This window comes from Type-F symbiont of Plautia stali (genome assembly GCF_059731105.1).
The window spans coordinates 381,566-402,395 of the sequence record NZ_AP035910.1 but is presented as its reverse complement, the minus strand read 5'-3'; the positions used below and the strand labels follow the sequence as shown (position 1 = coordinate 402,395).

The following is a 20,830-nucleotide window of genomic DNA, read 5'->3' as shown; positions in this document are numbered from 1 at the left end:
TAAATGAGGTTTTATGATGATGCGTAACCGTCTGTTCACGGCTTCTCTGATCGTGGCCCTGCTTGCCACGTCTGCATTCAGCCAGGCAAAAGATTTTGGCACCCTGAAGTTTGCTACCGAAGCGGCTTATCCGCCGTTCAATCAGACCACCCCGAGCGGAAAAATCGTCGGCTATGAGCCCGATATGGTGGCGGAGCTGGCTAAGCGGGCAGGCTTTAAATATGAAATCATTGCCCAGAAATGGTCAGGCATGATCCCGGGCCTGATCGACGGCAAATATGACGCAGTGGTCGATGCGGTGACCGTGACGCCAAAACGGGCTGAGGCGATTGACTTCACCCATCAGTACACCGTCAGCGTCTCCAGCTTTGTCACCGCCAAAAACAGCCCGCTGGCTACGCTGCCAGGCAGTGGCACGGTGGTCACGGCCGATGATGACGCGGGCATGAAAAAAGCGATCGACGATCTGAAAACCACCTTCAAAGGCAAGACCATCGCGGTACAGGTCGCCACCATTCAGGCCGATTTCCTGCAGAAATACCTCGGCGATGTCGCCACCATCCGGACCTATCAGGCGGGCCCTGAAACCTTTGCTGACCTGATGAACGGGCGCGTTGACGCGGTAATGGCGTCCCGCACCAACCTCAACGCCTTTGTGAAAAAGCATGCGGATGCGATCAGCAGCAGCGGCTACGGCTTCTCGGGTGGCGTACTGGGCGCGGGCTCGGCGATTGGCCTGCGCAAAGGCAACAGCGAGCTGCAGCAGGTGCTGAATCAGGCGCTGGAGTCGATGATCAAAGATGGCACGCTGAGCAAACTGTCGATCAAATGGTTTGGCGAAGACGTCGCGCCAAAAGCGTAACCGCGGATGCTGATGAACATTGACTGGCAGATGCTGGGTTTTGGGGACGAGGGCTGGGGCGGCGTGCTGCTTAACGCCGCCGCCGTCACCGTCAGCGTTTCACTCTGCGCCTGGCTGCTGGGTGCGCTGCTCGGCAGCGTCCTCTGCTGGATGCAGATCGCCGGCGCGCGCTGGCAGCAGCGGCTGGCAGCCGGTTACATCACGCTGTTTCGTGGCGTGCCGGAACTGCTGGTGATCTATCTGTTCTACTTCGGCGGACGCCAGGTAGTTTCCGCCGTCGGCACCGCGCTGGGCCTGCAGGGGCCGTTCGATGTGAACGGTTTCGTGGCGGGAGCGATTGCCATCGGGCTGATCTCGGGTGCCTATCAGAGCGGCGTATTCCGGGGGGCCTTCTACGCTATTCCGGGTGGAACGCTGGAAGCAGCGACCGTCACCGGAATGGGACGACTGATGATGTTCCGTCGCATTATCGTCCCGCAGGCGCTGCGCACGGCGCTACCCGGTATGGGCAACCAGTGGCAATCGGTGATTAAAGAGTCGGCGCTGGTGTCGGTGACCGGACTGGTTGAAACCATGAATCAGGTCTCAACAGCGGCCAACTCGACCCAGATGTCCTTTTTCTTCTACAGCGTGGGTGCCGTGATCTATCTGATCATCACCACCTGCTCCGATATGGTGTTCCGCTACGTGGAGAAATTTGCGATGCGCGGTCAACAGCGCGTGAAAAGCTAGGGAGTCCACGTGGATATCAACTTTTTACAGCAGACGCTGCTGGCGCTGCTGAAGGGATTGCCGCTGACCATTAACCTGGCGCTGCTGTCGCTGCTGGGAGGGGGCGTACTGGCGCTGCTGCTTAATCTGCTGCGCATGACGCGAGTCGGCAGCCTGTTCTGCCGCTTTTATGTCTGGCTGTTTCGCGGCACGCCATTGCTGATCCAGATCTTTATGGTCTACTACGGACTCGGCAGTTTACCGGCGGTGCGGGAGAGCCTGTTCTGGCCGCTGCTGCGCGATCCTTACTGGTGCGGCTTGCTGGCGCTGATCCTCAATGATGCCGCCTATACCTCGGAGATCCTGCGCGGCGGGTTGCGGGCTGTCAGCTCGCAGTCACTGGAAGCCGCCAGGGTGTCGGGCATGTCGTCGTACAAAATCTTTACCCGCATCACCCTGCCGATTGCGATCCGTCAGGCGCTTCCGGCTTACAGCAATGAAATCATCTCTATGATCAAGGCGACCTCGCTGGTCAGCACCATCAGCCTGATGGAGATGACCGGCATTGCGGATTCTATCGTCTCTTCCACGTTCCGGGCGCTGGAGGTATTCCTGAGCGCGGCGGTGATCTACCTGATACTGACCATGCTGGTCAGCAAAGGCGTATCAATGCTGGAACGACGCCTGTCACCTTACTATTTTGGAGCACGCTCATGACGGCCCCCACGATTATGCTGAGCCATCTCAGAAAGAGTTATGCGGGACACGAAGTGCTGCACGACATCAGTCTGACTGCCCAGGATGGCGACGTGATTTCGCTGATTGGTGCCAGCGGATCGGGCAAAAGTACGCTGTTGCGCTGCATCCCGTTTCTTGAAGTGCCTCAGGCCGGTGAGATAGCGGTAGGCGAAGTCAGCGTCACGCTGGATAACGCCGATGAAAAACTGAACCGGGAGCAGCGTCGGCGTATTAAGCTGATGCGCATGCAGCTCGGCTTTGTGTTTCAGAGCTTTAATCTGTGGCCGCATAAAACCGTGATGCAGAACATTATTGAAGCCCCGGTTCATGTGCAGAAGCGCAGCCACCGCGAGGCTGTCGAAGAGGCGGAAGCGCTGCTGCACAAGGTCGGGCTGTATGCAAAGCGCGACGCCTGGCCCTCTCAGCTCTCCGGCGGACAGCAGCAGCGTGTGGCCATTGCGCGGGCGCTGGCGCAGCAGCCGAAAGCGATTCTGTTCGATGAGCCGACCTCGGCGCTGGATCCGGAGCTGGTGGGCGAAGTCCTGCGGGTGATCCGCGGCTTGGCGGAAGAGGGGCGCACCATGATTATCGTCACGCATGAGATGGGTTTTGCGCGTGACGTGTCGAACAAGGCGGTGTTTCTGCATCAGGGGATCATTGAGGAGTCAGGTTCGCCGGAACAGGTGTTCCTCGATCCCATTTCGCCACGCTGCCGCGCCTTTGTGAACAGTCACTTTGAGCGTAACACCGGCCAGGCAGGCTGAAGCAGGCAGGGCCGCGCAGCGCGAATGACACATTAAGAATGTCAGCAATCCCCGGGCGAACGCCGGGGATTTTCATGATGACACGGGCACTGAAAACCGCAGAGCGGGTCAACCCGCGTCATGGCTCTCCGGTCAACGGAGGGGCATTATTTCGCTAATAACGCAGGAATCGAGGGGACTTCTGGCGCGTTATCGATATCACTCTGCGTCATGCGAAACGCTTCAGGGTAGTGCTCACGTTCGGTTCTTCTCACCGGCTCGGTATTACGCCAGGTGTAAAGACAGTGCTGACACTGATAAACAATCCAGACCCCTTTCACGGGCGAGGTCGCCATAGTTTCAATGTGCTCATCCGCACAACGTGGACAGATCATAACTTCTCCTTAGTTGCGATTGCCTGACAGGGCTGTGAGTTTCTCAACCCAGGCGGCGGTTTCGGGCAGGTCTTTGACGGGCTGGCTGTAGTGGCCACGATTGTCTGGTGAGACGGGCGTCGTCGCGTCGATCACCAGCTTATCGGTGATACCAGCCGGACTTGAGCCGGGATCGAGTTCCAGCACGGACATGTTTGGCAACTGCACCAGGTCTCCTGCCGGATTAACTTTCGAGGAGAGGGCCCACATGACCTGCGGCAGATTAAATGGATCGACATCTTCATCAACCATAATCACCATTTTGACGTAGCCCAGACCATGCGGTGTCGTCATGGCTCGCAGGCCGACTGCACGGGCGAAGCCACCATAGCGTTTTTTCGTAGAGATAATAGCCAGCAGGCCGTGGGTATACATGGCGTTAACTGCCTGAACTTCCGGGAAATCGGCCTTCAGCTGCTGATACAAAGGCACGCAGGTAGCTGGCCCCATCAGATAGTCTATTTCTGTCCAGGGCATGCCCAGATAAAGGGACTCGAAAATGGGTCTGGTGCGGTAAGAGACTTTGTCTATGCGAACCACGGTCATATTACGGCCACCGGAATAGTGCCCGGTAAATTCGCCAAACGGACCTTCGATTTCGCGTTTACGCCCCTCAATGACTCCCTCCAGAATGACTTCTGAACCCCACGGTACATCAAAGCCTGTTAAGGGCGCGGTCGCGATAGGGTAGGGTTTTTCGCGCAGGGCTCCCGCCATCTCATATTCTGACTGATCGTATTTCAGCGGCGTTGCCCCCATCAGGGTAATGATCGGGTCATTGCCGAGCGTTATTGCGATCGGCAAATCCTCGCCGCGCTCTTCGGCTTTGTGCAGGTGCAGCGCGATGTCATGCATCGGAACTGGCTGAAGTCCGAGTTTGCGCTTGCCCTTAACCTCCATGCGATAGATACCGACGTTCTGCTTACCAAAATGGCCGGGATCAAGCGGATCACGTGAGACTACGCAGGCTTTATCCAGATAGAAGCCGCCATCACCATCATTCAGGCGAAAAAGAGGCAGAAGCTCAAAAAGATTAATCTCTTCGCCGTCCACGCTATTCTCAGCCCACGGCGCGTTTTCACGTCTCTCCGGTGCAACCGGAAACGTATCCCAGCGGCGGATAAACGTTTCAATTTGCTGCTTAACCGGGGTATTGGCAGGCAGTCCGAGAGAGATGGCATGGTTCTGCCATGAACCGATCGTATTCATGACGACATGGGCGTGGTTAAACCCTTTTATCTTTCTGAATGCGATCGCCGGTGCACCTTCACCAATCCGGCCGGTTGCATTAGCTGCCGCCGCGATATCCGGTTCCGGTAACACTTCCTCCTCAATTTCGAGAAGCTGACCCTGTTCATCCAGGGCCTTGAGAAAACTACGCAGGTCATCAAAAGCCATTTTTTCCTCCTGTTAGTGGAATAGTTCAGGCCTGGCTTAAGCCTTGCCAGCGATTCGCCTTCGGTGAGGCAATGCCAAACTGATCGAGAACGCGCGCGACGACATGGTCGATGACGTCATCAATAATTGCCGGGTGGTTATAAAATGCAGGCATTGGCGGGACCATGGAGACCCCGAGGCGGGAGAGCGCCAGCATATTTTCAAGATGAATCGTGCTGAGAGGCGTTTCTCTCGGAACCAGAACCAGTTTGCGGTTCTCTTTAATCGTGACATCAGCCGCGCGGCCAATCAGTCCTTCCGCATAGCCCGCGCGGATACCTGCTAATGTCTTCATGCTGCAGGGGATTACGACCATTCCATCGGTATGAAATGAACCGGAAGAAAGGTTCGCGGCCTGATCGGCGGGCCCATGGACAACATCAGCCATGTCCATGACTTCGCGTGATGAATAGGGCGTTTCCAGTTCAATGGTCGTTTTTGCCCATTTGCTCAGAACAAGATGGGTTTCAACCCCTTCCATGTCCCGCAGGATTTTGAGCAGGGCGACACCCAAGGGTGCGCCGGTTGCGCCTGTCATGCCAATGATCAATCTCATCTGCGATACCTCTGCTAATGGTTCGTATACGAACGAAATGCAAAATACGCCTCTGCAGAGTGGTGCGCAACAAGTTTATCGGGTGATTATTTCATAGCTAACTAAATGTCGGGTTTTACTCATGATCTGGTTAAGTACTTAATGTTATGATTTGGCATCGAAAATTGGGGAACTTATCGCGTCACAACGGGAAGGCTATGAGTAACGATTTAGGTAATCTGTTTTTTCATCTTTCCAGGCAGCTTCTTCAGGAACATACTGCACTCTGGCAGCAACATCTGCCCGAACTCACCAAGCAGCAGTATGCGGTATTGTGCGCCGTGTCTGCGAAACCCGGTATCGAGCAGTTCGAACTGACGGAAGCCGCGCTGAGTTCGAAGGCAACGCTGGCGGAATTGCTGGTGCGGATGGAAAAGAAAGCGCTGATTAAGCGTGAGGAAGGAGAAACTGACAGGCGTCGTCGCTTTATTACCTTAACGCCTTCTGGCGAGCAAATTTTAAAAAAAGCGCGGCCTGTCGCTCAACAGACCGACGCACATTTTCTGAATCGTCTGCAGGCGTTGCAGCAGACCGAACTGGTTAACCTGTTGAAAATTATGTTAAAGAAAGAGAGTGTTCGCTCATAGCTCATCAGGGGAGTGGCGGGGCAGACCCGCAGCCCGCGACGTTGACCTTCCCTGTCAGTTGTCCGGGCAGGCTCAGAGCAGCGAACCCAATATTCAGACAAACCGCTCCCGCCATGATCTGACCCGGGACTAGGCTTCTGCGCCGGGACGGCCTGCGTCTACCATGGCCTGCCACTGCTGATAGCTGGGACGCTGCTGGATCTTCAGGTACCACGCTTTCAGCGCCTCACACTCCTCCGGAATAGCCAGATTCACCAGGGCGGCGAATATCATTCCACCGGTGACGGCGATATCGGCCATTGAGAAGGTGTTGCCCGCCACATAGGGCTGTGAGCGTAAAATGCGGTCAAAGTAGTGCATGCCCCTGAGCGCTTTTTCGCCCATCTTCGCACCCCATTCCGGATTCTGATAAAGCTCAACCTCGGGTCCCAGACCTGCGGTGGCATGATGGAAATAGACGCTTACCGCATCCAGAAATTCAATCTCGGCCCGTTTAGTCATCATATGAATCACCCCCTGTTCCAGCGGGGTCATACCCGTCAGAAGAGGATGCTGATCCTGCCGATCCAGATATTGCGTGATTGCCGTACACTCCGCGATCAGCGTCCCATCACTCAGTTCTAACACCGGCAGTGTGCCTGAGTAGTTGATGGCTAGAAAATCCGCCTTTTTATGTTCCCCTTTCCAGAGATTGACCGGAATAAATTCGACCTGAGAAAGCAGACCTTTTTCCGCCAGGGCTATTCTGACCCGGGCAGGATAGGGGCCGTCATACCAGTCGTAGATTTTCATCGAAGGTTGAGTTGAAACGTGTGATACAGCGTCTGAAGAAGTCATGATTTATTTACCTACCTGTCAAATGGTAGGTAGATTGTGGCCAGGGAAATTCGGCCTGTCAACATCTGTCTACCAGTTGGCAGGTAAAAATTTTTTCCTTATACTTCCTCCTCACGTTTCAGAGGAAAACAGCGTTATGAGCTTGAATGCGCGTGAGGCCATCCTGGCAGCCGCAAAGCGTGCTGCGCAGAATCATGGTTACAACGGGATAAATTTCCGCACCATTGCTGACGAAGTCGGCATCAAAAATGCCAGTATCTATTATCACTTCGCCAGTAAGGCAGACCTTGGCGCGGCTGTGGCAAATCGCTACTGGCAGGATACTGCACAGGCGTTACAGACCATCCGGGAGCAAAGTGCCTCTCCCGCTGAAGCCCTGAAGCACTATCCGCAAATTTTCCGGCGTTCTCTGGCTGACGCCAACAGGCTCTGTTTATCCAGCTTCATGGCGGCCGAATATGATGATTTGCCTGAAGAAGTGAAGCGTGAGGTGCAGTGTTTCGTCGACGCGAACGTGGCATGGTTGCATCAGGTGCTGAATGAAATGACGCCCGATGACGCACAAAAAAATGCGCAGCGTGCGCTGGCCATCTATACCGCGGTTGCCGGTGCGCAGTTAATTGCCCGCACGCGGCAGGATATTACCCTGTTCGATCATCTGATGGCGACCTATGAGGAGAGCGGCCTGATTCCGCAGCCGACGCAAGCCTGAATATCCCCGCCAGAACGCGTTGTTCAGCGACGGGCGGCAGCCGCTGAGCAGGATTCGCGTCACGACGGATAACGCCTCAGGTCTTAACCGCCTGATGGCGCAGGCCGCCTGCCAGTAGCGTGAAGGCTTCAAGCATCTCTGGGAGCGCCTTTTCCGGGTTGCTGCTGGCTGCAACCCAGAGTGCAGCATTGAGGGCGCTGCTGTTAAGCAGATGTGCGGCGGCGTCGGCATCGACCGGCTTAACCGCACCGCTTTCAATCAGCCTGACGAGACGTTCCCGTGTGGCCGCCAGGCAGCTGTTCTGGCTGGGCCACTGTGCAGGATCGCCCAGGAAAGCCGGGCCATCCCGCAACACGATGCGCTGGACTTCGGCATCCATCGCCAGACGAATGTAGGCGATCCCTTCGGCGATCAGCCTTTCCCACTCATCCGTTACCGAAGCGGCCGCCGCCTGAGCCCGCTGCGCCATTTCCCCATCGACCTGCGCCACCACCGCTGCCAGCAGCCCTGTTTTGTCGCCAAAATTGTGATAAAGCGCGCCGCGCGTCAGCCCGACGCTCGCCGTCAGTTCATCCATTGAGGCCCCGGCAAAGCCCTTTTCAGCAAAGGCTTTCCGTGCTGCTGCGATCAGTTTTGCACGGTTTGCTTCCATCGTTTCAGCGCGACTGGCTGCCATAAACTCCTCCAGCTCACATACGCCGCGTATATTATTTGACATACGGCGCGTATGTATTATTAATGTGACATACGCGGCGTATATTAAATCATTCCGGTTTGTGCCGCATCCTGCATTCATTCCGTAACCCGAGGAAACACGATGATCACGCGCGAACCCATTTTTCCCGCTCACCGGCACGCACTTTATCAGCAGCATGGCTATTCCGCGGCAATCCGCTCAGGCGATCTGTTGTTTGTCTCCGGTCAGGTCGGCAGCCGGGCAGACGGCACGCCGGAACCTGATTTCGCGGCCCAGGTCGCCCTCGCATTTGACAATCTGGCTGCGACGCTGGCGGCGGCAGGATGCACCTTTGATGATTTGATCGACGTCACCACATTTCACACCGATCCTGAAAATCAGTTTGCGACGATCATGCAGGTCAAAGCGTCCATCTTTCCGCAACCGCCTTATCCCAACTGGACCGCTGTCGGCGTGACCTGGCTGGCGGGGTTCGATTTTGAGATCAAGGTCATTGCCCGCATTCCCGGATAGCGGAAAGTTCTCGTCACACCATCCTGCCAGCGACACTGGCGTTCAGCGGGGCTGTGATCACTTCTCTTTACGTCCCAGGAAACGCTCTTTCATCAGCGAAAGGGCAATGTCGATATCCAGCACGGGCGAGGGCGGCATGAAACTGGCCTGGCCCAGCGACAGCATATCCGCAAGGTGCGGGTTATCCTGCTTCAGCATGAAGTCAGCCAGCAGCGAGCCCGTCACGGTCTGTTTCGATACGCCCGCGCCGTTACAGCCGCCCGCCGTGCAGATAAATCTGTTCAGCACCCCCCATTGCGGCGCGCCGTTGCGTGTCACGCTCAGGGTGCCGGACCAGGTGTGAGTGATCTTCACGCTGTTCAGGGTGGGATAGAGTTTGCTGAACAGGCGCTGATGGTGTTGCGTCGCCTGATGGGTTTGTGCCGCAGTGACCTGTCCCCGAAGCGCGGGAATAACATGCTGGCGAATCAGAAAACGGCGGTCGGAGGTGAAACGAAAGGTGGCACCGGCAATGGCATTCACCGGCGTGACGCCCCAGCTCTGCATCGGGGGCAGCGTCGCCAGTTGCGCGTCTGTCAGCGGTTCGGTGATGCTGGCGAAGGTGGCCATAGCGGCCTGACGGGCCAGGCCAGGGCGCAGTTCTGGCGATAACGCGTTGGTCGCCAGCATGACCTGAGCTGTTCTGATTGTGCCAAAAGGGGTGACCACTTCCGCCAGGCTACCGGTGCGAATCCCCAGCACGGGTGTATTTTCGAAGCGCTGAACATTTTCCGGTAAATGATGGTGCAGGCCGGCGATCAGCTGCGCCGGATTAACCAGCACACAGCCCGGCGTGAAGATCCCTTTGCTGTAAAAGCGGGTACCGAGTTTATGGTACAACTCATCGCTGTAAGCCAGCGTCCAGGGTTCATCCATGAGATCGAGATGGCGGCTGTATTCATTTAAAATACGATCGTTGCCCCGTTCCGCCTGACAGTGATATTTCCCCACCTTCTCCCAGTCGCATTGAAGGTTATGCTGCGAAATCACCTGCTCCAGCTGCCGGATGCCTTCCTGGAGCAGATTCCGGTAAGCATGCGCCTTTTTTAACTCCGCCGTGGAGCTGCCAATATTGTGGGGCAGTCCGATAACAAACCCTGAGTTGCGCGCCGATGCGCTCTCCCTTGTGGTAAAGGCATCGACAATAACGATTTTCAGCTCAGGTTTAATTTCTGCCAGGCGGCGCGCAAAAGCGACACCGGCGAACCCCGCGCCGACGATAACCCAGTCTGCCGTGATATCGCCTCGCAGAGCCGGTTGCGGTGCATAAGCGTGCCCGCCCGCAGGCCAGCCCGGTTCATTATGATTAAAAGGTAGTGATGCGTAGCGCAATTCCCTGTGCCCTATAGAAAAATAAAGGAATTTTATAAGGGAAAGCAGGATCGCAGTGCCAGCGGTAACCTGACGAAGATTGATTTCAGACAAATTTCGCGGGCAGAGGTCGCTATCCTCTTTACCGCCTTGCCAGCAGGCGATAAGGATTTCAGATTAAATCACCCGGATTATCTCAGCCGTGACCTGCATGGCGGCTTCATCCAGCGTGCCTTCATTACGGCATAAAACCCAGCCGGTGCGGGCAATTTCACGCTCGAACGCCCGCGTGCATTCGGCATGCTCTTCCAGCCTGTGAAGGACCGTGCTTCCCAGCCCGCGGGAACGTGCTGCGGCCCGTGACCATGAAATCTCAGGCGCGGTGACCACGCCGACATGCAGGTCCGGTATGCGCACGTCCTGCGCGTGGTTCATCTGCAAAATCTCTGCAAACGGGATCCGCCGGCGAAAGGCCGCGTCGGAGGGATACCAGCGATCCATCAGGATAATGCTGTCGGGCGGCTGGCGGGTCAGCACGTTGCGGGAAATCCACGCCCGGCTGGCCGCTAAGCGCTCACAAACTTCCCGTTCCAGATCCAGAGAGGGATCTCTGGCGAGCCGGTTGACCAGCGCCATGGTCTGCGCTCTGTCAGGATCGCTTTTTTTCTCGCAAAGCCGGACCACCTTTCGGTTGTCTGCCCTTAACCGTGCCGTGATCGCTTCCAGCAGGGTCGTTTTACCGGCACCTTTGGGGCCATCCAGAGAAACAAACAGCTGACGATTCATGGTCTGACTGACGGATGAGAGGGGATGTGGGTGAAATCTTTCTTTGCCAGAGACATCTTCTTTCCTGAATGAATGAGCTGATTCTGATCGCGCAATTAATCCTGCAAAGGATAACAGGTTGTCCAGTTGTAGTTGACCTCTGCCAGCATCAGTTCGCCTTCCACCTTCCCGTAATCGAGGGTCTGGCGGGCCAGAAAGAACTGCCGCAGCGGCGCGGGTAAATAAGCCGCGCCGTAGCGCAGCAGGGTCGAGTGCCAGAAGGGGGCCGGCAGGGCGCTGCCGGTGTGACGCTTCAGCAACTCTTCTTTCCAGCGGGAGTTGAGAACCTTTTCACAGAAGGCGTGACGCAGGTCTGTTGCCGGCGCGTCGGGGATGCCCGCCAGCAACAGCTGTCCCGGCAACGCGACTAAACGAAGATCTCTGATAACAATGTTTTGCGCGTGAAAACCGGACCAGAGCGCCCTGAGTTCAGCTATTTTTTCCGGCAAAGGTGCGTGCTCAATATAGAGCGGCAGGGTCAGGGGTAAAAAGGTAAAGTGCAGACCCTGCTCCGGCAAGGTATCGGCCAGAGGGTCATCTCCGGTAAGCTGTTTCAGTTCATCCAGCAAACGTGAAACCGCGGGGGGAACGGCGGGCTGAATGCCGGTTGCCAGGGCCAGCTTCACCGGGTCGTAATAGCTCTCTTTCTTAATCTCCCCAATCCCCGCGTTTTTCGCCCACATCGCGAGCGTTTTCTCACTGGCAGCGTGATAGAGGTTTTGCAGAGTCGCTGAATTCATGACACTCCTTCTGACAGTCGGGGGAAACAGAGACGCATCGTCAATATTATCCCTGCCATCGCGTTCGGGCCAGGCGATTCATTAAGTGATCATTCCGGAAGCGGTTAGCCTCACCACATACCGGGCTTTATCGGGGCGACCGGATCTCCTGATACCGCCTTAACCGGACAACATCGGGACAGATCGGGACAAGCGCGGGCATGAGTCTGGAATCCATGTTGTTGCTCTGCTATTCATGAGGCCGATGACGAAAACGTATGTCTGTTACCGGAGATAAAATGAATTTTTACCGCAGCACAGAATTTACCGGTTTGAAGGCCTGGGACGCTCAGCACATCGCGAGCTTCGGCAATACCAGCGTGAAACTTCACTGGACCGATCGGCCCTATAAGTGGCACATCAACGATGGGCAGGAGGTTTTTGCGGTGATGGATGGGTGTGTTGAAATGCAATATAAAGAACAGGGTGAGATTAAAAGCAGGGTTCTGAATACAGGCGATATTTTCTATGCCAGTGAAGGAACAGAGCATATCGCGCGTCCCCAGGGCGTTGCCCGCGTGCTGGTCATCGAGAAAGAGGGATCGGTTTAACCGGTAACCTGTTCCGCCGGGTCAGGAGGCGCATCAGACTGACCGGATAGGCCGCTCCGGCAGTAAAGGCCGTTTCCGGCCTTTTTTCCCGGACATATCAGTCAGCGATCTCAGGCTGCGCGCACCTGTGGCATCTCAATATCTGCGCTGATACGTGCTCCGTCAGCATCAAACACCATGCAGTGCTGCGGATGGAAAGTGGGACGCAGGGTCTGGTAGGGATGGAAGTGCACGTCCCCGGGCAGCAGCATTTTGAAACCATCATAACCGTGGCTCTGCCCAAACAGACAGGTGTTGTTGCCCAGACGTTCCACGACCTCGCAGTGAAAGTGGATGCTGAGTGGCGCATCACCGTTGATCTGAAGCTGTTCCGGTCGGATGCCCAGCGTGATTTCATCGCCAGGCTGCAGCTGGCGCAGAGGTAAAGGAAGCTGCAACCGGTGTTCCCCATCATTGATCAACGCGACCAGCCCCGCCGGGCCACACTGTTCCACGCGGGCGGGCAGAAAGTTCATCCTGGGTGAGCCGATGAAACCCGCCACAAAACGGTTAATCGGATTGTAATAGAGTTCCATCGGTGGGCCGACCTGTTCCACCTTGCCATCGTTCAACACCACAATCCTGTCGGCCAGCGTCATCGCTTCGGTCTGATCATGCGTGACATAGACCATCGTGGTTTTCAGCTCCTGATGCAGTTTTGCAATGTGCAGCCGCATATCGATGCGCAGCTCCGCATCCAGATTCGACAAAGGCTCATCAAACATAAATACCCCAGGATTACGCACAATGGCACGACCAATGGCCACGCGCTGACGCTGGCCGCCGGAAAGCTGCCGGGGTTTGCGATCCAGCAGGTGCGCAAGCTGAAGCGTCTTTGCAACGGTTGCGACCTGATGCTCAATCTGTGCCTTTGGCAGCCCATTCACTTTCAGGCCATAGCCAATATTTTCTGCCACCGTCATATGGGGATAGAGCGCGTAGGACTGAAACACCATTGCCACGCCGCGATGTGAGGGGGCGACATCATTCATCACCTCCTCACCGATCAGGATCTCCCCGTCACTGATCTCTTCAAGCCCGGCAATCAGCCGCAGCAGGGTGGATTTACCGCAGCCTGAGGGACCCACGAAGACCGCAAACTCTCCGGCTTCAATATTAAGCGCGATGTTTTTCAGCGTTTCTGTTTTACCAAAGCGTTTGGTCACATTTCTCAATCTGATGCTGGACATGCTGATCCTCATGGTATGGTTCTGGTGGCTTAAATGTAATACGTATACCAGATGGTCGATTTACATGTCAGCCGTGATGCTACCTGCCATGACTATAACGTTACGCCAGGAGGCGCCCTACCGCTGTTTTTGATTTCTGTAATAGCGATCACACATTGGCACGAAGGGGCTGGAGCGTTTCTGATGTTCCGCGTAGCGTAAGCGAAATTGCGATACGTTAATCACGTTGCATTTGCCTGATAACTCCCTGCCATCTGGAAAATTGTCAGGTTTATATCAGCGGAAATAACATTAAATGTAATACCTTCACATGAGGCCAGTAATGAAAATCAAAACCAGCGTGACGCTACTTCTGTCAGCATTGATGCTGAATCAATCCGTCTGGGCCGCTCAGCAACTCACAGTCTGGGAAGATATTAAGAAAGCGGATGGCATCAAAGCAGCGGTCGCTGATTTCCAGAAGCAGTTCAATGTTGATGTGAAAGTACAGGAGATGCCTTTTGCACAGCAGATTGAAAAGCTGCGCCTGGACGGGCCGGCCGGAATCGGCCCTGATGTTCTGGTCATTCCTAACGATCAGCTTGGCAGCGCGGTCGTGCAGGGATTACTGGCCCCACTGAAGATTGACGCAGCAGAGCAGGGCGCTTACACCCCTTCGGCGATGGCGGCCTTTACGCAGAATAAGGTGGTCTATGGCATACCCAAAGCCGTAGAAACGCTGGTGCTGATTTACAACAAAGATCTGCTGCCCGCGCCGCTGAAAACCCTGGATGAGTATCGCGCGTTCTCGCAGAAGCAGCGCGAGGTAAAACAGTATGGCCTGCTGGCGAAGTTCGACCAGATTTACTACAGCTGGGGCGTGATGGCTCCGATGGGCGCTTACATCTTTGGTAAAAATGCACAGGGTGCCATCAACACTCAGGATATTGGACTGAACACGCCGGGCAGTGTGGAGGCCGTGACCTACCTCAGGCGCTTCTTCAGCGAAGGATTGTTGCCTGGCGGCATCATGGGTGACAACGGACTCAATGCCATCGACTCGCTGTTTACCGAGAAGAAAGCGGCGGCGGTGATCAACGGGCCGTGGGCGTTCCAGCCTTATCAGGCGGCCGGGATCAACTACGGCGTGGCACCACTGCCGCTACTGCCAAACGGCAAGCCGATGAGCTCTTTCCTGGGCGTTAAAGGCTATGTGGTATCGACCTGGAGCAAAGATCAGGCGCTGGCACAGCAGTTCCTCTCCTTTATCAACCAGCCGCAGTACGTGAAAGCGCGCTATCAGAAAACCCAGGAGATCCCGCCGGTGACTGCGCTGATGAACGATCCGATGATTAAAGATGATGAGAAAGCGAATGCGGTCGCGGTGCAGTCAGCGCGCGCGTCAGCCATGCCAGGCGTGCCGGAGATGCAGGAAGTGTGGGGGCCGGCTAATGCGGCGCTGGAACTGAGCGTTTCCGGCAAGCAGGCGCCAAAAGCCGCGCTGGATAACGCGGTGAAACAGATCACCATGCAGATTGAAGCGATGCAGGCCAGTAATCAGTAAGGCCGGTTCACGGGATTACCCTACAGGATAAGGATCAGAGAGTGGCTATATCTTCCGAGGAACATCTGGTGACGGCCAGGCGTCCGCGTCGTCATGCGACGACCGGTGCACTGCTGGCACTGCTGCCTGGCTTCGGCCAGTTTTACCACCGCCAGTGGGCGAAAGGCGTCTGCTTTCTGATTCTGCTCAGCAGCTTTGCCGGCATCTTCCATGATTTTCTGCGAGAAGGATTCTGGGGTCTCTACACGCTGGGTGAAGCGGTGCCGCGTGATAACTCCATTTTCCTGCTGGCGGAGGGAATTATCAGTGTGCTGATAGCCGCTTTCGGCGTGGCGATCTGGGGGTTGTCGGTGCGCGACGCCTGGATCAATGGCGTTAAGCGCGACAGGGGAGAGCCACTTAACAGTGTGCGTCAGCAGTATCAGCTGCTGCTGCGTGACGGCTTCCCCTACCTGATGATCTCGCCGGGCTTTATTCTGCTGGTGTTTGTGGTGGTGTTTCCCATTCTGTTTGGATTCGCCATCGCCTTCACCAACTACAACCTCTATCACACGCCACCGGCGAAGCTGGTGGACTGGGTGGGTTTCAAAAACTTCATCAACATTTTTACGCTGTCAATCTGGCGCTCCACCTTCTTCGATGTGCTGCAATGGACCGTGGTCTGGACGCTGCTGGCGACCACGCTGCAGTGCACCGTCGGCGTGATGCTGGCGATTCTGGTCAATCAGAAGGACCTGCGCTTTAAGCCGCTGATCCGCACTCTCTTTATCCTGCCCTGGGCGGTGCCGGGCTTTGTCACCATTCTGGTATTTGCCGGGATGTTTAATGACAGCTTTGGCGTAATCAACAATGCGATTCTCGACTTCTTTGGCATCGCACCTAAAGCCTGGATGACCGACCCGTTCTGGACTAAAACCGCGCTGATCATGATGCAGACCTGGCTCGGCTTCCCGTTTGTGTTTGCGATGACGACCGGAGTGCTGCAGGCGATCCCTGAAGATCTCTATGAGGCGGCAATCATGGATGGGGCCAGCGCCTGGACACGACTGAAAACCATCACGCTGCCGCTGGTGCTCTACGCCATTGCGCCGATCATCATCACGCAATACACCTTCAACTTTAATAATTTCAACATCATCTACCTGTTTAACAATGGTGGTCCGGCGGTGGCGGGATCGAATGCCGGCGGCACCGATATCCTGGTGTCTTGGATCTACAAGCTCACCATGTCGTCGTCGCAATATGCCATCGCCGCCACGATCACCATTCTGCTGTCGATTTTCGTGGTAGGTCTGGCGCTCTGGCAGTTCCGCGCGACCCGGTCGTTTAAACAAGATGAGATGGTGTAAGGGAGCAGTTATGGCGAAGTCCGGCAGTATTAAACGCGAAAGGTGGATACGCCTGTCGCTGACCTGGCTGGTGGTGCTGGCCGTCTCGACCATCATTATCTATCCGCTGGTCTGGACGGTAGGCGCATCACTGAATGCGGGCAACAGTCTGCTCAGCAGCGCGATCATTCCGGAGAATGCGTCGCTGCAGCACTACCGCGACCTGTTCAACGGCACGGTCCCTTATCTGACCTGGTACTGGAACTCGATGAAAATCAGCTTCCTGACCATGGTACTGACGTTAATCAGCGTCAGCTGTACCGCCTACGCCTTTTCCCGCTTTCGTTTTAAAGGGCGGCAGAATGGCCTGATGCTGTTTCTGCTGCTGCAGATGATCCCGCAGTTTTCGGCGCTTATCGCGATTTTCGTCCTGTCGCAGCTGCTGGGATTAATCAACAGCCATCTGGCGCTGGTGCTGATCTATGTCGGCGGGATGATCCCGATGAACACCTGGCTGATGAAGGGCTATCTCGACTCGATTCCCAAAGATCTGGATGAGTCGGCACGTATGGACGGTGCAGGCAATCTCCGCATCTTTGCAGAGATCATCATGCCGCTGTCGAAGCCGATTCTGGCGGTGGTCGCGCTGTTCTCCTTTACCGGACCGCTGGGCGATTTCATCCTCTCCAGTACCATTCTGCGCACGCCGGAGCAGTACACGCTGCCGATTGGCCTCTACAACCTGGTGTCGCAAAAAATGGGTGCCAGCTACACCACCTATGCGGCCGGTGCCGTACTGATCGCCTTGCCGGTCGCGGTGTTCTATCTGGCCCTGCAGAAATACTTTGTCTCCGGCCTCGCCTCAGGCAGTACAAAAGGATAAATCATGTCACCAAAACGATTATTTCTCGCCCTGGCGCTGGCCTGGGCGACGCCGCTGCTCGCCGCCGGACAGCCAGACATCGCCTCTGCCGGACCGTGGCCTGCCGATTTTATCAGAGGGGCGGACATCTCTTCGCTGGCAGAACTGGAGAAGCAGGGCGCGAAATTCTATAACGCTGCGAATCAACAGCAGGATGCTATCGCCATTCTGAAAGCCAGCGGTATCAACACTATCCGGCTGCGGTTGTGGGTCGATCCTACCGATGACAACGGTCACACCTATGGCGGTGGCGGTAACGATCTGCCGACCACGCTGGCGCTGGCGAAGCGTGTCAAAGCGGCAGGTCTGAAGCTGTTACTCGACATACATTACAGCGACTTCTGGACCGACCCCGGCAAGCAGTTCAAGCCTAAAGCCTGGCAGTCGCTGACCTTTCCCCAGCTGGAAGTAAAGGTGCATGACTACACGCGCGACACCCTCGCCCGCTTCAAAGCAGAAGGCGTGATGCCGGATATTGTGCAGATTGGCAATGAGCTTAATGGCGGCATGCTCTGGCCGGAAGGCAAAAGCTGGGGCCAGAACGGCGGTGAGTTTGATCGGCTGGCGGGCCTGCTCAAGGCAGGCATCAGCGGGCTGCGTGAAAACCTCAGCGATCCGCATCAGGTGAAGATCATGCTGCATCTGGCTGAGGGCACCAAAAACGATATGTTCCGCTGGTGGTTCGACGAAATTGTTAAGCGCGATGTGCCGTTCGATGTGATCGGACTGTCGATGTACACCTACTGGAACGGCCCCATCAGTGCACTGAAAGCAAACATGGATGACATCTCCCGGCGCTACGACAAAGACGTGATGGTGGTGGAAGCCGCCTATGGCTACACGCTGGAAAACTGCGATAGCGCTGAGAACAGTTTCCAGGCCAGAGAGGCGCAGGCAGGCGGTTATCCGGGCACGGTCGCAGGGCAGGCGGCTTATCTGCATGACCTGATCACAGCGGTACTGGCGGTGCCGGATCATCGCGGTAAGGGCGTGGTGTACTGGGAACCGGCGTGGATCCCCGCGCCGGGTAATACCTGGGCCACGCCCGCAGGCATGAAATATATCCACGACGAATGGAAACAGGGTAACGCCCGCGAGAACCAGGCGCTGTTTGACTGTCACGGCAAGGCCCTGCCTTCGCTACAGGTTTTCAATTAACTATCAGCGTTGACGCTGATCTCTTCCTCTGAGGAACAGGTATGAATAAATTTCCCCCGCTCAGCGCCCGGGTTAACCGGCTGCTGCATGGTGCTGACTACAATCCGGAGCAGTGGATGCACCAGCCGGGCATTATTGATGACGATGTCGCGATGATGAAGCAGGCGAACTGTAACGTCATGTCGGTGGGTATCTTCAGCTGGGCTAAGCTGGAGCCGGAAGAGGGACGCTATGAATTTGGCTGGCTGGATGAAGTGATCGATTCGCTCTGGCTGGAGGGAATATCTGTGTTTCTTGCCACGCCCAGCGGAGCGCGCCCGGCCTGGATGTCGCAGGCTTATCCGGAGGTACTGCGTGTGGGGCGCGATCGCATACCCGCCCTGCATGGCGGCCGTCATAACCACTGTATGACCTCACCGGTGTATCGTCAGAAGGTGCAGGCGATAAACAGCAGACTGGCGGCGCGCTATGCGCATCATCCTGCGGTGATCGGCTGGCATGTCTCTAACGAGTATGGCGGGGAGTGTCACTGCGACCGCTGTCAGCAGGCCTTTCGCGGCTGGCTGCAGCGCCGCTATGAGACGCTGGATAATCTGAATCTCGCCTGGTGGAGTGATTTCTGGAGTCATACCTACAGTGACTGGTCACAGATTGTGTCGCCAGCGCCGCAGGGTGAAATGTCGATCCACGGTCTGAATCTGGACTGGCGTCGGTTTATGACCGATCAGGTGACGGACTTCTGTCGTGAGGAGATTAAACCGCTCAGACAGGCGAATCCTGACCTGCCCGCGACCACCAATTTCATGGAGTATTTCTACGACTACGATTACTGGAAGCTGGCATCAGCACTCGATTTTATCTCCTGGGATAGCTATCCGATGTGGCACAACGTCAGGGATGAGACCACGCTTGCCTGTTATACCGCGATGTACCACGACTTGATGCGCACCCTGAAACAGGGCAAGCCCTTTGTATTAATGGAGTCGACGCCAGGCGCAACGAACTGGCAGCCGACCAGTAAGCTGAAGAAGCCGGGGATGCATATTCTCTCTTCCCTGCAGGCAGTGGCGCATGGTGCGGACGCGGTGCAGTATTTCCAGTGGCGCAAGAGTCGGGGTTCAGTTGAGAAGTTTCATGGTGCGGTGGTCGATCATGTCGGTCATCTTGATACCCGCACCGGGCGTGAAGTCAGAGAGCTGGGCCGGATGCTGGCAGCGATGACGCCGGTCATGGGCAGTCGGGTTGAAGCGCGCGTCGCGATCATTTTTGACTGGGAGAGTCGCTGGGCGATGGATAATGCGCAGGGACCACGCAATCTGGGCCTGCATTATGAGCGCACGGTGAACGAACACTATCGTGCCTTCTGGGAGCAGGGAGTGGCGGTGGATGTGATTAATGGTGATAGCGAGCTCAGCGGCTACGATCTGGTAATTGCGCCGATGCTCTATATGCTGCGTGATGGTTTTGCAGCACGGGCCAGGCAGCATGTGGAGCGCGGCGGCCATTTTGTCGCCAGTTACTGGAGCGGCATCGTGAATGAGAGCGATCTCTGTTACCTCGGAGGATTCCCGGGTCCGCTGCGGCCATTACTCGGCATCTGGTCAGAAGAGATCGATAGTCTGACGGATGAGGAGTTCAACGGCGTGCGCGGGATACGCGGCAATGAGCTGGGGCTGAGCGGACCTTATCAGGCGCGTGAGCTTTGCGAGCATATTCATCTGGAAGGGGCGACGGCGCTGGCCAGTTACGAGAGTGATTTTTATGCCGGAACGCCAGCGGTGACCGTAAATCGGGTAGGTCAGGGTAAAGCGTGGTATATCGCGTCGCGTAATGATCTGTCGTTCCATCGGGATTTTTACGGTGCACTGATTAAGCAGCTGGAATTACCGCGCGCACTGCCGATTGAGCTGCCACCTGGTGTGGTCGTTCAGCGGCGTACCGATGGTGAACAGGCGTTTCTGTTTGTGCAGAACTTTACTGGCCAGACGCAGCAGGTGTTATTGCCTGCCGGGCTGAGCGATTTGATTGATGGCACACCCATGACAGGATCGCTGATGCTGGCAGCGTGGGGATGCCGTGTGTTGAGCCGACCGCTGGAATAGGGAGAGCACAGGCTCAGGGGGCCTATGCCCCCCATCACTTTAAGAGATGGCATTCTCTGCAGGAAGAGCGGGGTTTTTGCTGTTGATGCAGGGCTGGTTTTTTAGAGGCCGAGGACAGAAAAAGGCTATCTTCTGCGGGCAGTCACGGCATGGCCCGCTCGTTTTCGTGTATCAGTC

General features: G+C 56.1%; 22 protein-coding genes. 13 read left to right on the top strand and 9 right to left on the bottom strand.

Annotation, left to right across the window (positions count from 1 at the left end):
* Positions 1-13: 13 nt before the first annotated feature.
* From AC6I7A_RS21380 to AC6I7A_RS21365, 4 genes are read left to right on the top strand one after another with little or no spacing between them, the layout of a single operon-like run.
* Complete coding sequence (locus AC6I7A_RS21380) at positions 14-862, top strand: ABC transporter substrate-binding protein (protein ID WP_195910804.1); 849 nt, start codon at positions 14-16, stop codon at positions 860-862.
* 6 nt (positions 863-868) lie between these two features.
* Positions 869-1,594 (top strand): ABC transporter permease, encoded by a 726-nt coding sequence (locus AC6I7A_RS21375; RefSeq protein WP_009092725.1) that lies wholly within the window; start codon positions 869-871, stop codon positions 1,592-1,594.
* Positions 1,595-1,603: 9 nt separating this feature from the next.
* Positions 1,604-2,290, top strand: a complete 687-nt coding sequence (locus AC6I7A_RS21370) for an ABC transporter permease (RefSeq protein WP_046102848.1) — start codon at positions 1,604-1,606, stop codon at positions 2,288-2,290.
* On the top strand, positions 2,287-3,075 hold the full coding sequence (locus AC6I7A_RS21365) for an ABC transporter ATP-binding protein (RefSeq protein ID WP_058957239.1): 789 nt from the start codon (positions 2,287-2,289) through the stop codon (positions 3,073-3,075). The genes AC6I7A_RS21370 and AC6I7A_RS21365 overlap by 4 nt, the downstream gene beginning before the upstream one ends.
* Before the next feature lie 146 nt (positions 3,076-3,221).
* Here the strand turns inward: AC6I7A_RS21365 and AC6I7A_RS21360 are convergent, their stop codons facing one another.
* From AC6I7A_RS21360 to AC6I7A_RS21350, 3 genes are read right to left on the bottom strand one after another with little or no spacing between them, the layout of a single operon-like run.
* Positions 3,222-3,449, bottom strand: a complete 228-nt coding sequence (locus AC6I7A_RS21360; protein ID WP_058957238.1) for a non-oxidative hydroxyarylic acid decarboxylases subunit D — start codon at positions 3,447-3,449, stop codon at positions 3,222-3,224.
* A 9-nt stretch (positions 3,450-3,458) separates the two neighbouring features.
* Positions 3,459-4,886: a non-oxidative hydroxyarylic acid decarboxylases subunit C gene (locus AC6I7A_RS21355; protein ID WP_058957237.1), complete on the bottom strand. Its 1,428-nt coding sequence runs from the start codon at positions 4,884-4,886 to the stop codon at positions 3,459-3,461.
* A gap of 25 nt (positions 4,887-4,911) precedes the next feature.
* The gene (locus AC6I7A_RS21350; RefSeq protein WP_058957236.1) at positions 4,912-5,481 is read right to left on the bottom strand and encodes a non-oxidative hydroxyarylic acid decarboxylases subunit B; all 570 of its coding nucleotides are present in this window, start codon (positions 5,479-5,481) and stop codon (positions 4,912-4,914) included.
* 197 nt (positions 5,482-5,678) lie between these two features.
* Between AC6I7A_RS21350 and AC6I7A_RS21345 the strand changes: the two genes are divergently transcribed.
* Positions 5,679-6,107: a MarR family winged helix-turn-helix transcriptional regulator gene (locus AC6I7A_RS21345; RefSeq protein WP_058957235.1), complete on the top strand. Its 429-nt coding sequence runs from the start codon at positions 5,679-5,681 to the stop codon at positions 6,105-6,107.
* A gap of 129 nt (positions 6,108-6,236) precedes the next feature.
* Here AC6I7A_RS21345 and AC6I7A_RS21340 read toward each other — a convergent pair whose 3' ends face one another.
* Positions 6,237-6,899 (bottom strand): glutathione S-transferase, encoded by a 663-nt coding sequence (locus tag AC6I7A_RS21340; RefSeq protein ID WP_153009190.1) that lies wholly within the window; start codon positions 6,897-6,899, stop codon positions 6,237-6,239.
* Between the two features lie 181 nt (positions 6,900-7,080).
* On the opposite strand from AC6I7A_RS21340, the gene AC6I7A_RS21335 reads away from it, so the two are divergent.
* Positions 7,081-7,656 carry a TetR/AcrR family transcriptional regulator gene (locus AC6I7A_RS21335; protein WP_009092721.1) on the top strand — a complete coding sequence of 192 codons (576 nt, stop codon included), beginning with the start codon at positions 7,081-7,083 and terminating at the stop codon, positions 7,654-7,656.
* Between the two features lie 76 nt (positions 7,657-7,732).
* On the opposite strand, the gene AC6I7A_RS21330 is transcribed toward AC6I7A_RS21335, so the two are convergent.
* Positions 7,733-8,332, bottom strand: coding sequence for a TetR/AcrR family transcriptional regulator (locus AC6I7A_RS21330; protein ID WP_046102852.1), 600 nt, complete (start codon positions 8,330-8,332; stop codon positions 7,733-7,735).
* A gap of 141 nt (positions 8,333-8,473) precedes the next feature.
* Here AC6I7A_RS21330 and AC6I7A_RS21325 point away from each other — a divergent pair, with 141 nt between their 5' ends.
* On the top strand, positions 8,474-8,866 hold the full coding sequence (locus AC6I7A_RS21325) for a RidA family protein (RefSeq protein WP_046102853.1): 393 nt from the start codon (positions 8,474-8,476) through the stop codon (positions 8,864-8,866).
* 57 nt (positions 8,867-8,923) lie between these two features.
* Here AC6I7A_RS21325 and AC6I7A_RS21320 read toward each other — a convergent pair whose 3' ends face one another.
* From AC6I7A_RS21320 to AC6I7A_RS21310, 3 genes are all read right to left on the bottom strand, one after another.
* The gene (locus tag AC6I7A_RS21320; RefSeq protein WP_058957233.1) at positions 8,924-10,237 is read right to left on the bottom strand and encodes an NAD(P)/FAD-dependent oxidoreductase; all 1,314 of its coding nucleotides are present in this window, start codon (positions 10,235-10,237) and stop codon (positions 8,924-8,926) included.
* A 156-nt stretch (positions 10,238-10,393) separates the two neighbouring features.
* Positions 10,394-11,002: a dTMP kinase gene (locus tag AC6I7A_RS21315; protein WP_058957232.1), complete on the bottom strand. Its 609-nt coding sequence runs from the start codon at positions 11,000-11,002 to the stop codon at positions 10,394-10,396.
* 95 nt (positions 11,003-11,097) lie between these two features.
* Complete coding sequence (locus tag AC6I7A_RS21310) at positions 11,098-11,781, bottom strand: hypothetical protein (protein ID WP_058957231.1); 684 nt, start codon at positions 11,779-11,781, stop codon at positions 11,098-11,100.
* Between the two features lie 278 nt (positions 11,782-12,059).
* On the opposite strand from AC6I7A_RS21310, the gene AC6I7A_RS21305 reads away from it, so the two are divergent.
* Positions 12,060-12,371 (top strand): cupin domain-containing protein, encoded by a 312-nt coding sequence (locus tag AC6I7A_RS21305; protein ID WP_009092715.1) that lies wholly within the window; start codon positions 12,060-12,062, stop codon positions 12,369-12,371.
* A gap of 110 nt (positions 12,372-12,481) precedes the next feature.
* Here AC6I7A_RS21305 and AC6I7A_RS21300 read toward each other — a convergent pair whose 3' ends face one another.
* On the bottom strand, positions 12,482-13,600 hold the full coding sequence (locus AC6I7A_RS21300; RefSeq protein WP_058957230.1) for an ABC transporter ATP-binding protein: 1,119 nt from the start codon (positions 13,598-13,600) through the stop codon (positions 12,482-12,484).
* A 322-nt stretch (positions 13,601-13,922) separates the two neighbouring features.
* On the opposite strand from AC6I7A_RS21300, the gene AC6I7A_RS21295 reads away from it, so the two are divergent.
* The 5 genes from AC6I7A_RS21295 to AC6I7A_RS21275 are packed head-to-tail and all read left to right on the top strand — an operon-like array spanning position 13,923 to position 20,653.
* The gene (locus tag AC6I7A_RS21295; RefSeq protein ID WP_058957229.1) at positions 13,923-15,143 is read left to right on the top strand and encodes an extracellular solute-binding protein; all 1,221 of its coding nucleotides are present in this window, start codon (positions 13,923-13,925) and stop codon (positions 15,141-15,143) included.
* Positions 15,144-15,184: 41 nt separating this feature from the next.
* A complete protein-coding gene (locus tag AC6I7A_RS21290) occupies positions 15,185-16,492 on the top strand; it encodes a carbohydrate ABC transporter permease (RefSeq protein ID WP_058957228.1) in 1,308 nt (435 codons plus the stop codon).
* A gap of 10 nt (positions 16,493-16,502) precedes the next feature.
* Positions 16,503-17,354 (top strand): sugar ABC transporter permease, encoded by an 852-nt coding sequence (locus AC6I7A_RS21285; protein WP_046102861.1) that lies wholly within the window; start codon positions 16,503-16,505, stop codon positions 17,352-17,354.
* Between the two features lie 3 nt (positions 17,355-17,357).
* Positions 17,358-18,551: a glycoside hydrolase family 53 protein gene (locus AC6I7A_RS21280; RefSeq protein ID WP_046102862.1), complete on the top strand. Its 1,194-nt coding sequence runs from the start codon at positions 17,358-17,360 to the stop codon at positions 18,549-18,551.
* 41 nt (positions 18,552-18,592) lie between these two features.
* Positions 18,593-20,653, top strand: a complete 2,061-nt coding sequence (locus AC6I7A_RS21275; protein ID WP_058957227.1) for a beta-galactosidase — start codon at positions 18,593-18,595, stop codon at positions 20,651-20,653.
* Positions 20,654-20,830: the final 177 nt, after the last annotated feature.

What these genes read in the sequence shown, in the direction of transcription:
- AC6I7A_RS21345 (WP_058957235.1), top strand. Translation starts at nt 5,679, where the DNA reads ATGAGTAACGATTTAGGTAATCTGTTTTTTCATCTTTCCAGGCAGCTT.
- AC6I7A_RS21355 (WP_058957237.1), bottom strand. Translation starts at nt 4,886, where the DNA reads ATGGCTTTTGATGACCTGCGTAGTTTTCTCAAGGCCCTGGATGAACAG.
- AC6I7A_RS21375 (WP_009092725.1), top strand. Translation starts at nt 869, where the DNA reads ATGCTGATGAACATTGACTGGCAGATGCTGGGTTTTGGGGACGAGGGC.
- AC6I7A_RS21365 (WP_058957239.1), top strand. Translation starts at nt 2,287, where the DNA reads ATGACGGCCCCCACGATTATGCTGAGCCATCTCAGAAAGAGTTATGCG.
- AC6I7A_RS21275 (WP_058957227.1), top strand. Translation starts at nt 18,593, where the DNA reads ATGAATAAATTTCCCCCGCTCAGCGCCCGGGTTAACCGGCTGCTGCAT.
- AC6I7A_RS21350 (WP_058957236.1), bottom strand. Translation starts at nt 5,481, where the DNA reads ATGAGATTGATCATTGGCATGACAGGCGCAACCGGCGCACCCTTGGGT.
- AC6I7A_RS21325 (WP_046102853.1), top strand. Translation starts at nt 8,474, where the DNA reads ATGATCACGCGCGAACCCATTTTTCCCGCTCACCGGCACGCACTTTAT.
- AC6I7A_RS21300 (WP_058957230.1), bottom strand. Translation starts at nt 13,600, where the DNA reads ATGTCCAGCATCAGATTGAGAAATGTGACCAAACGCTTTGGTAAAACA.
- AC6I7A_RS21285 (WP_046102861.1), top strand. Translation starts at nt 16,503, where the DNA reads ATGGCGAAGTCCGGCAGTATTAAACGCGAAAGGTGGATACGCCTGTCG.
- AC6I7A_RS21330 (WP_046102852.1), bottom strand. Translation starts at nt 8,332, where the DNA reads ATGGCAGCCAGTCGCGCTGAAACGATGGAAGCAAACCGTGCAAAACTG.
- AC6I7A_RS21310 (WP_058957231.1), bottom strand. Translation starts at nt 11,781, where the DNA reads ATGAATTCAGCGACTCTGCAAAACCTCTATCACGCTGCCAGTGAGAAA.
- AC6I7A_RS21335 (WP_009092721.1), top strand. Translation starts at nt 7,081, where the DNA reads ATGAGCTTGAATGCGCGTGAGGCCATCCTGGCAGCCGCAAAGCGTGCT.
- AC6I7A_RS21295 (WP_058957229.1), top strand. Translation starts at nt 13,923, where the DNA reads ATGAAAATCAAAACCAGCGTGACGCTACTTCTGTCAGCATTGATGCTG.
- AC6I7A_RS21380 (WP_195910804.1), top strand. Translation starts at nt 14, where the DNA reads ATGATGATGCGTAACCGTCTGTTCACGGCTTCTCTGATCGTGGCCCTG.
- AC6I7A_RS21340 (WP_153009190.1), bottom strand. Translation starts at nt 6,899, where the DNA reads ATGAAAATCTACGACTGGTATGACGGCCCCTATCCTGCCCGGGTCAGA.
- AC6I7A_RS21305 (WP_009092715.1), top strand. Translation starts at nt 12,060, where the DNA reads ATGAATTTTTACCGCAGCACAGAATTTACCGGTTTGAAGGCCTGGGAC.
- AC6I7A_RS21280 (WP_046102862.1), top strand. Translation starts at nt 17,358, where the DNA reads ATGTCACCAAAACGATTATTTCTCGCCCTGGCGCTGGCCTGGGCGACG.
- AC6I7A_RS21315 (WP_058957232.1), bottom strand. Translation starts at nt 11,002, where the DNA reads ATGAATCGTCAGCTGTTTGTTTCTCTGGATGGCCCCAAAGGTGCCGGT.
- AC6I7A_RS21360 (WP_058957238.1), bottom strand. Translation starts at nt 3,449, where the DNA reads ATGATCTGTCCACGTTGTGCGGATGAGCACATTGAAACTATGGCGACC.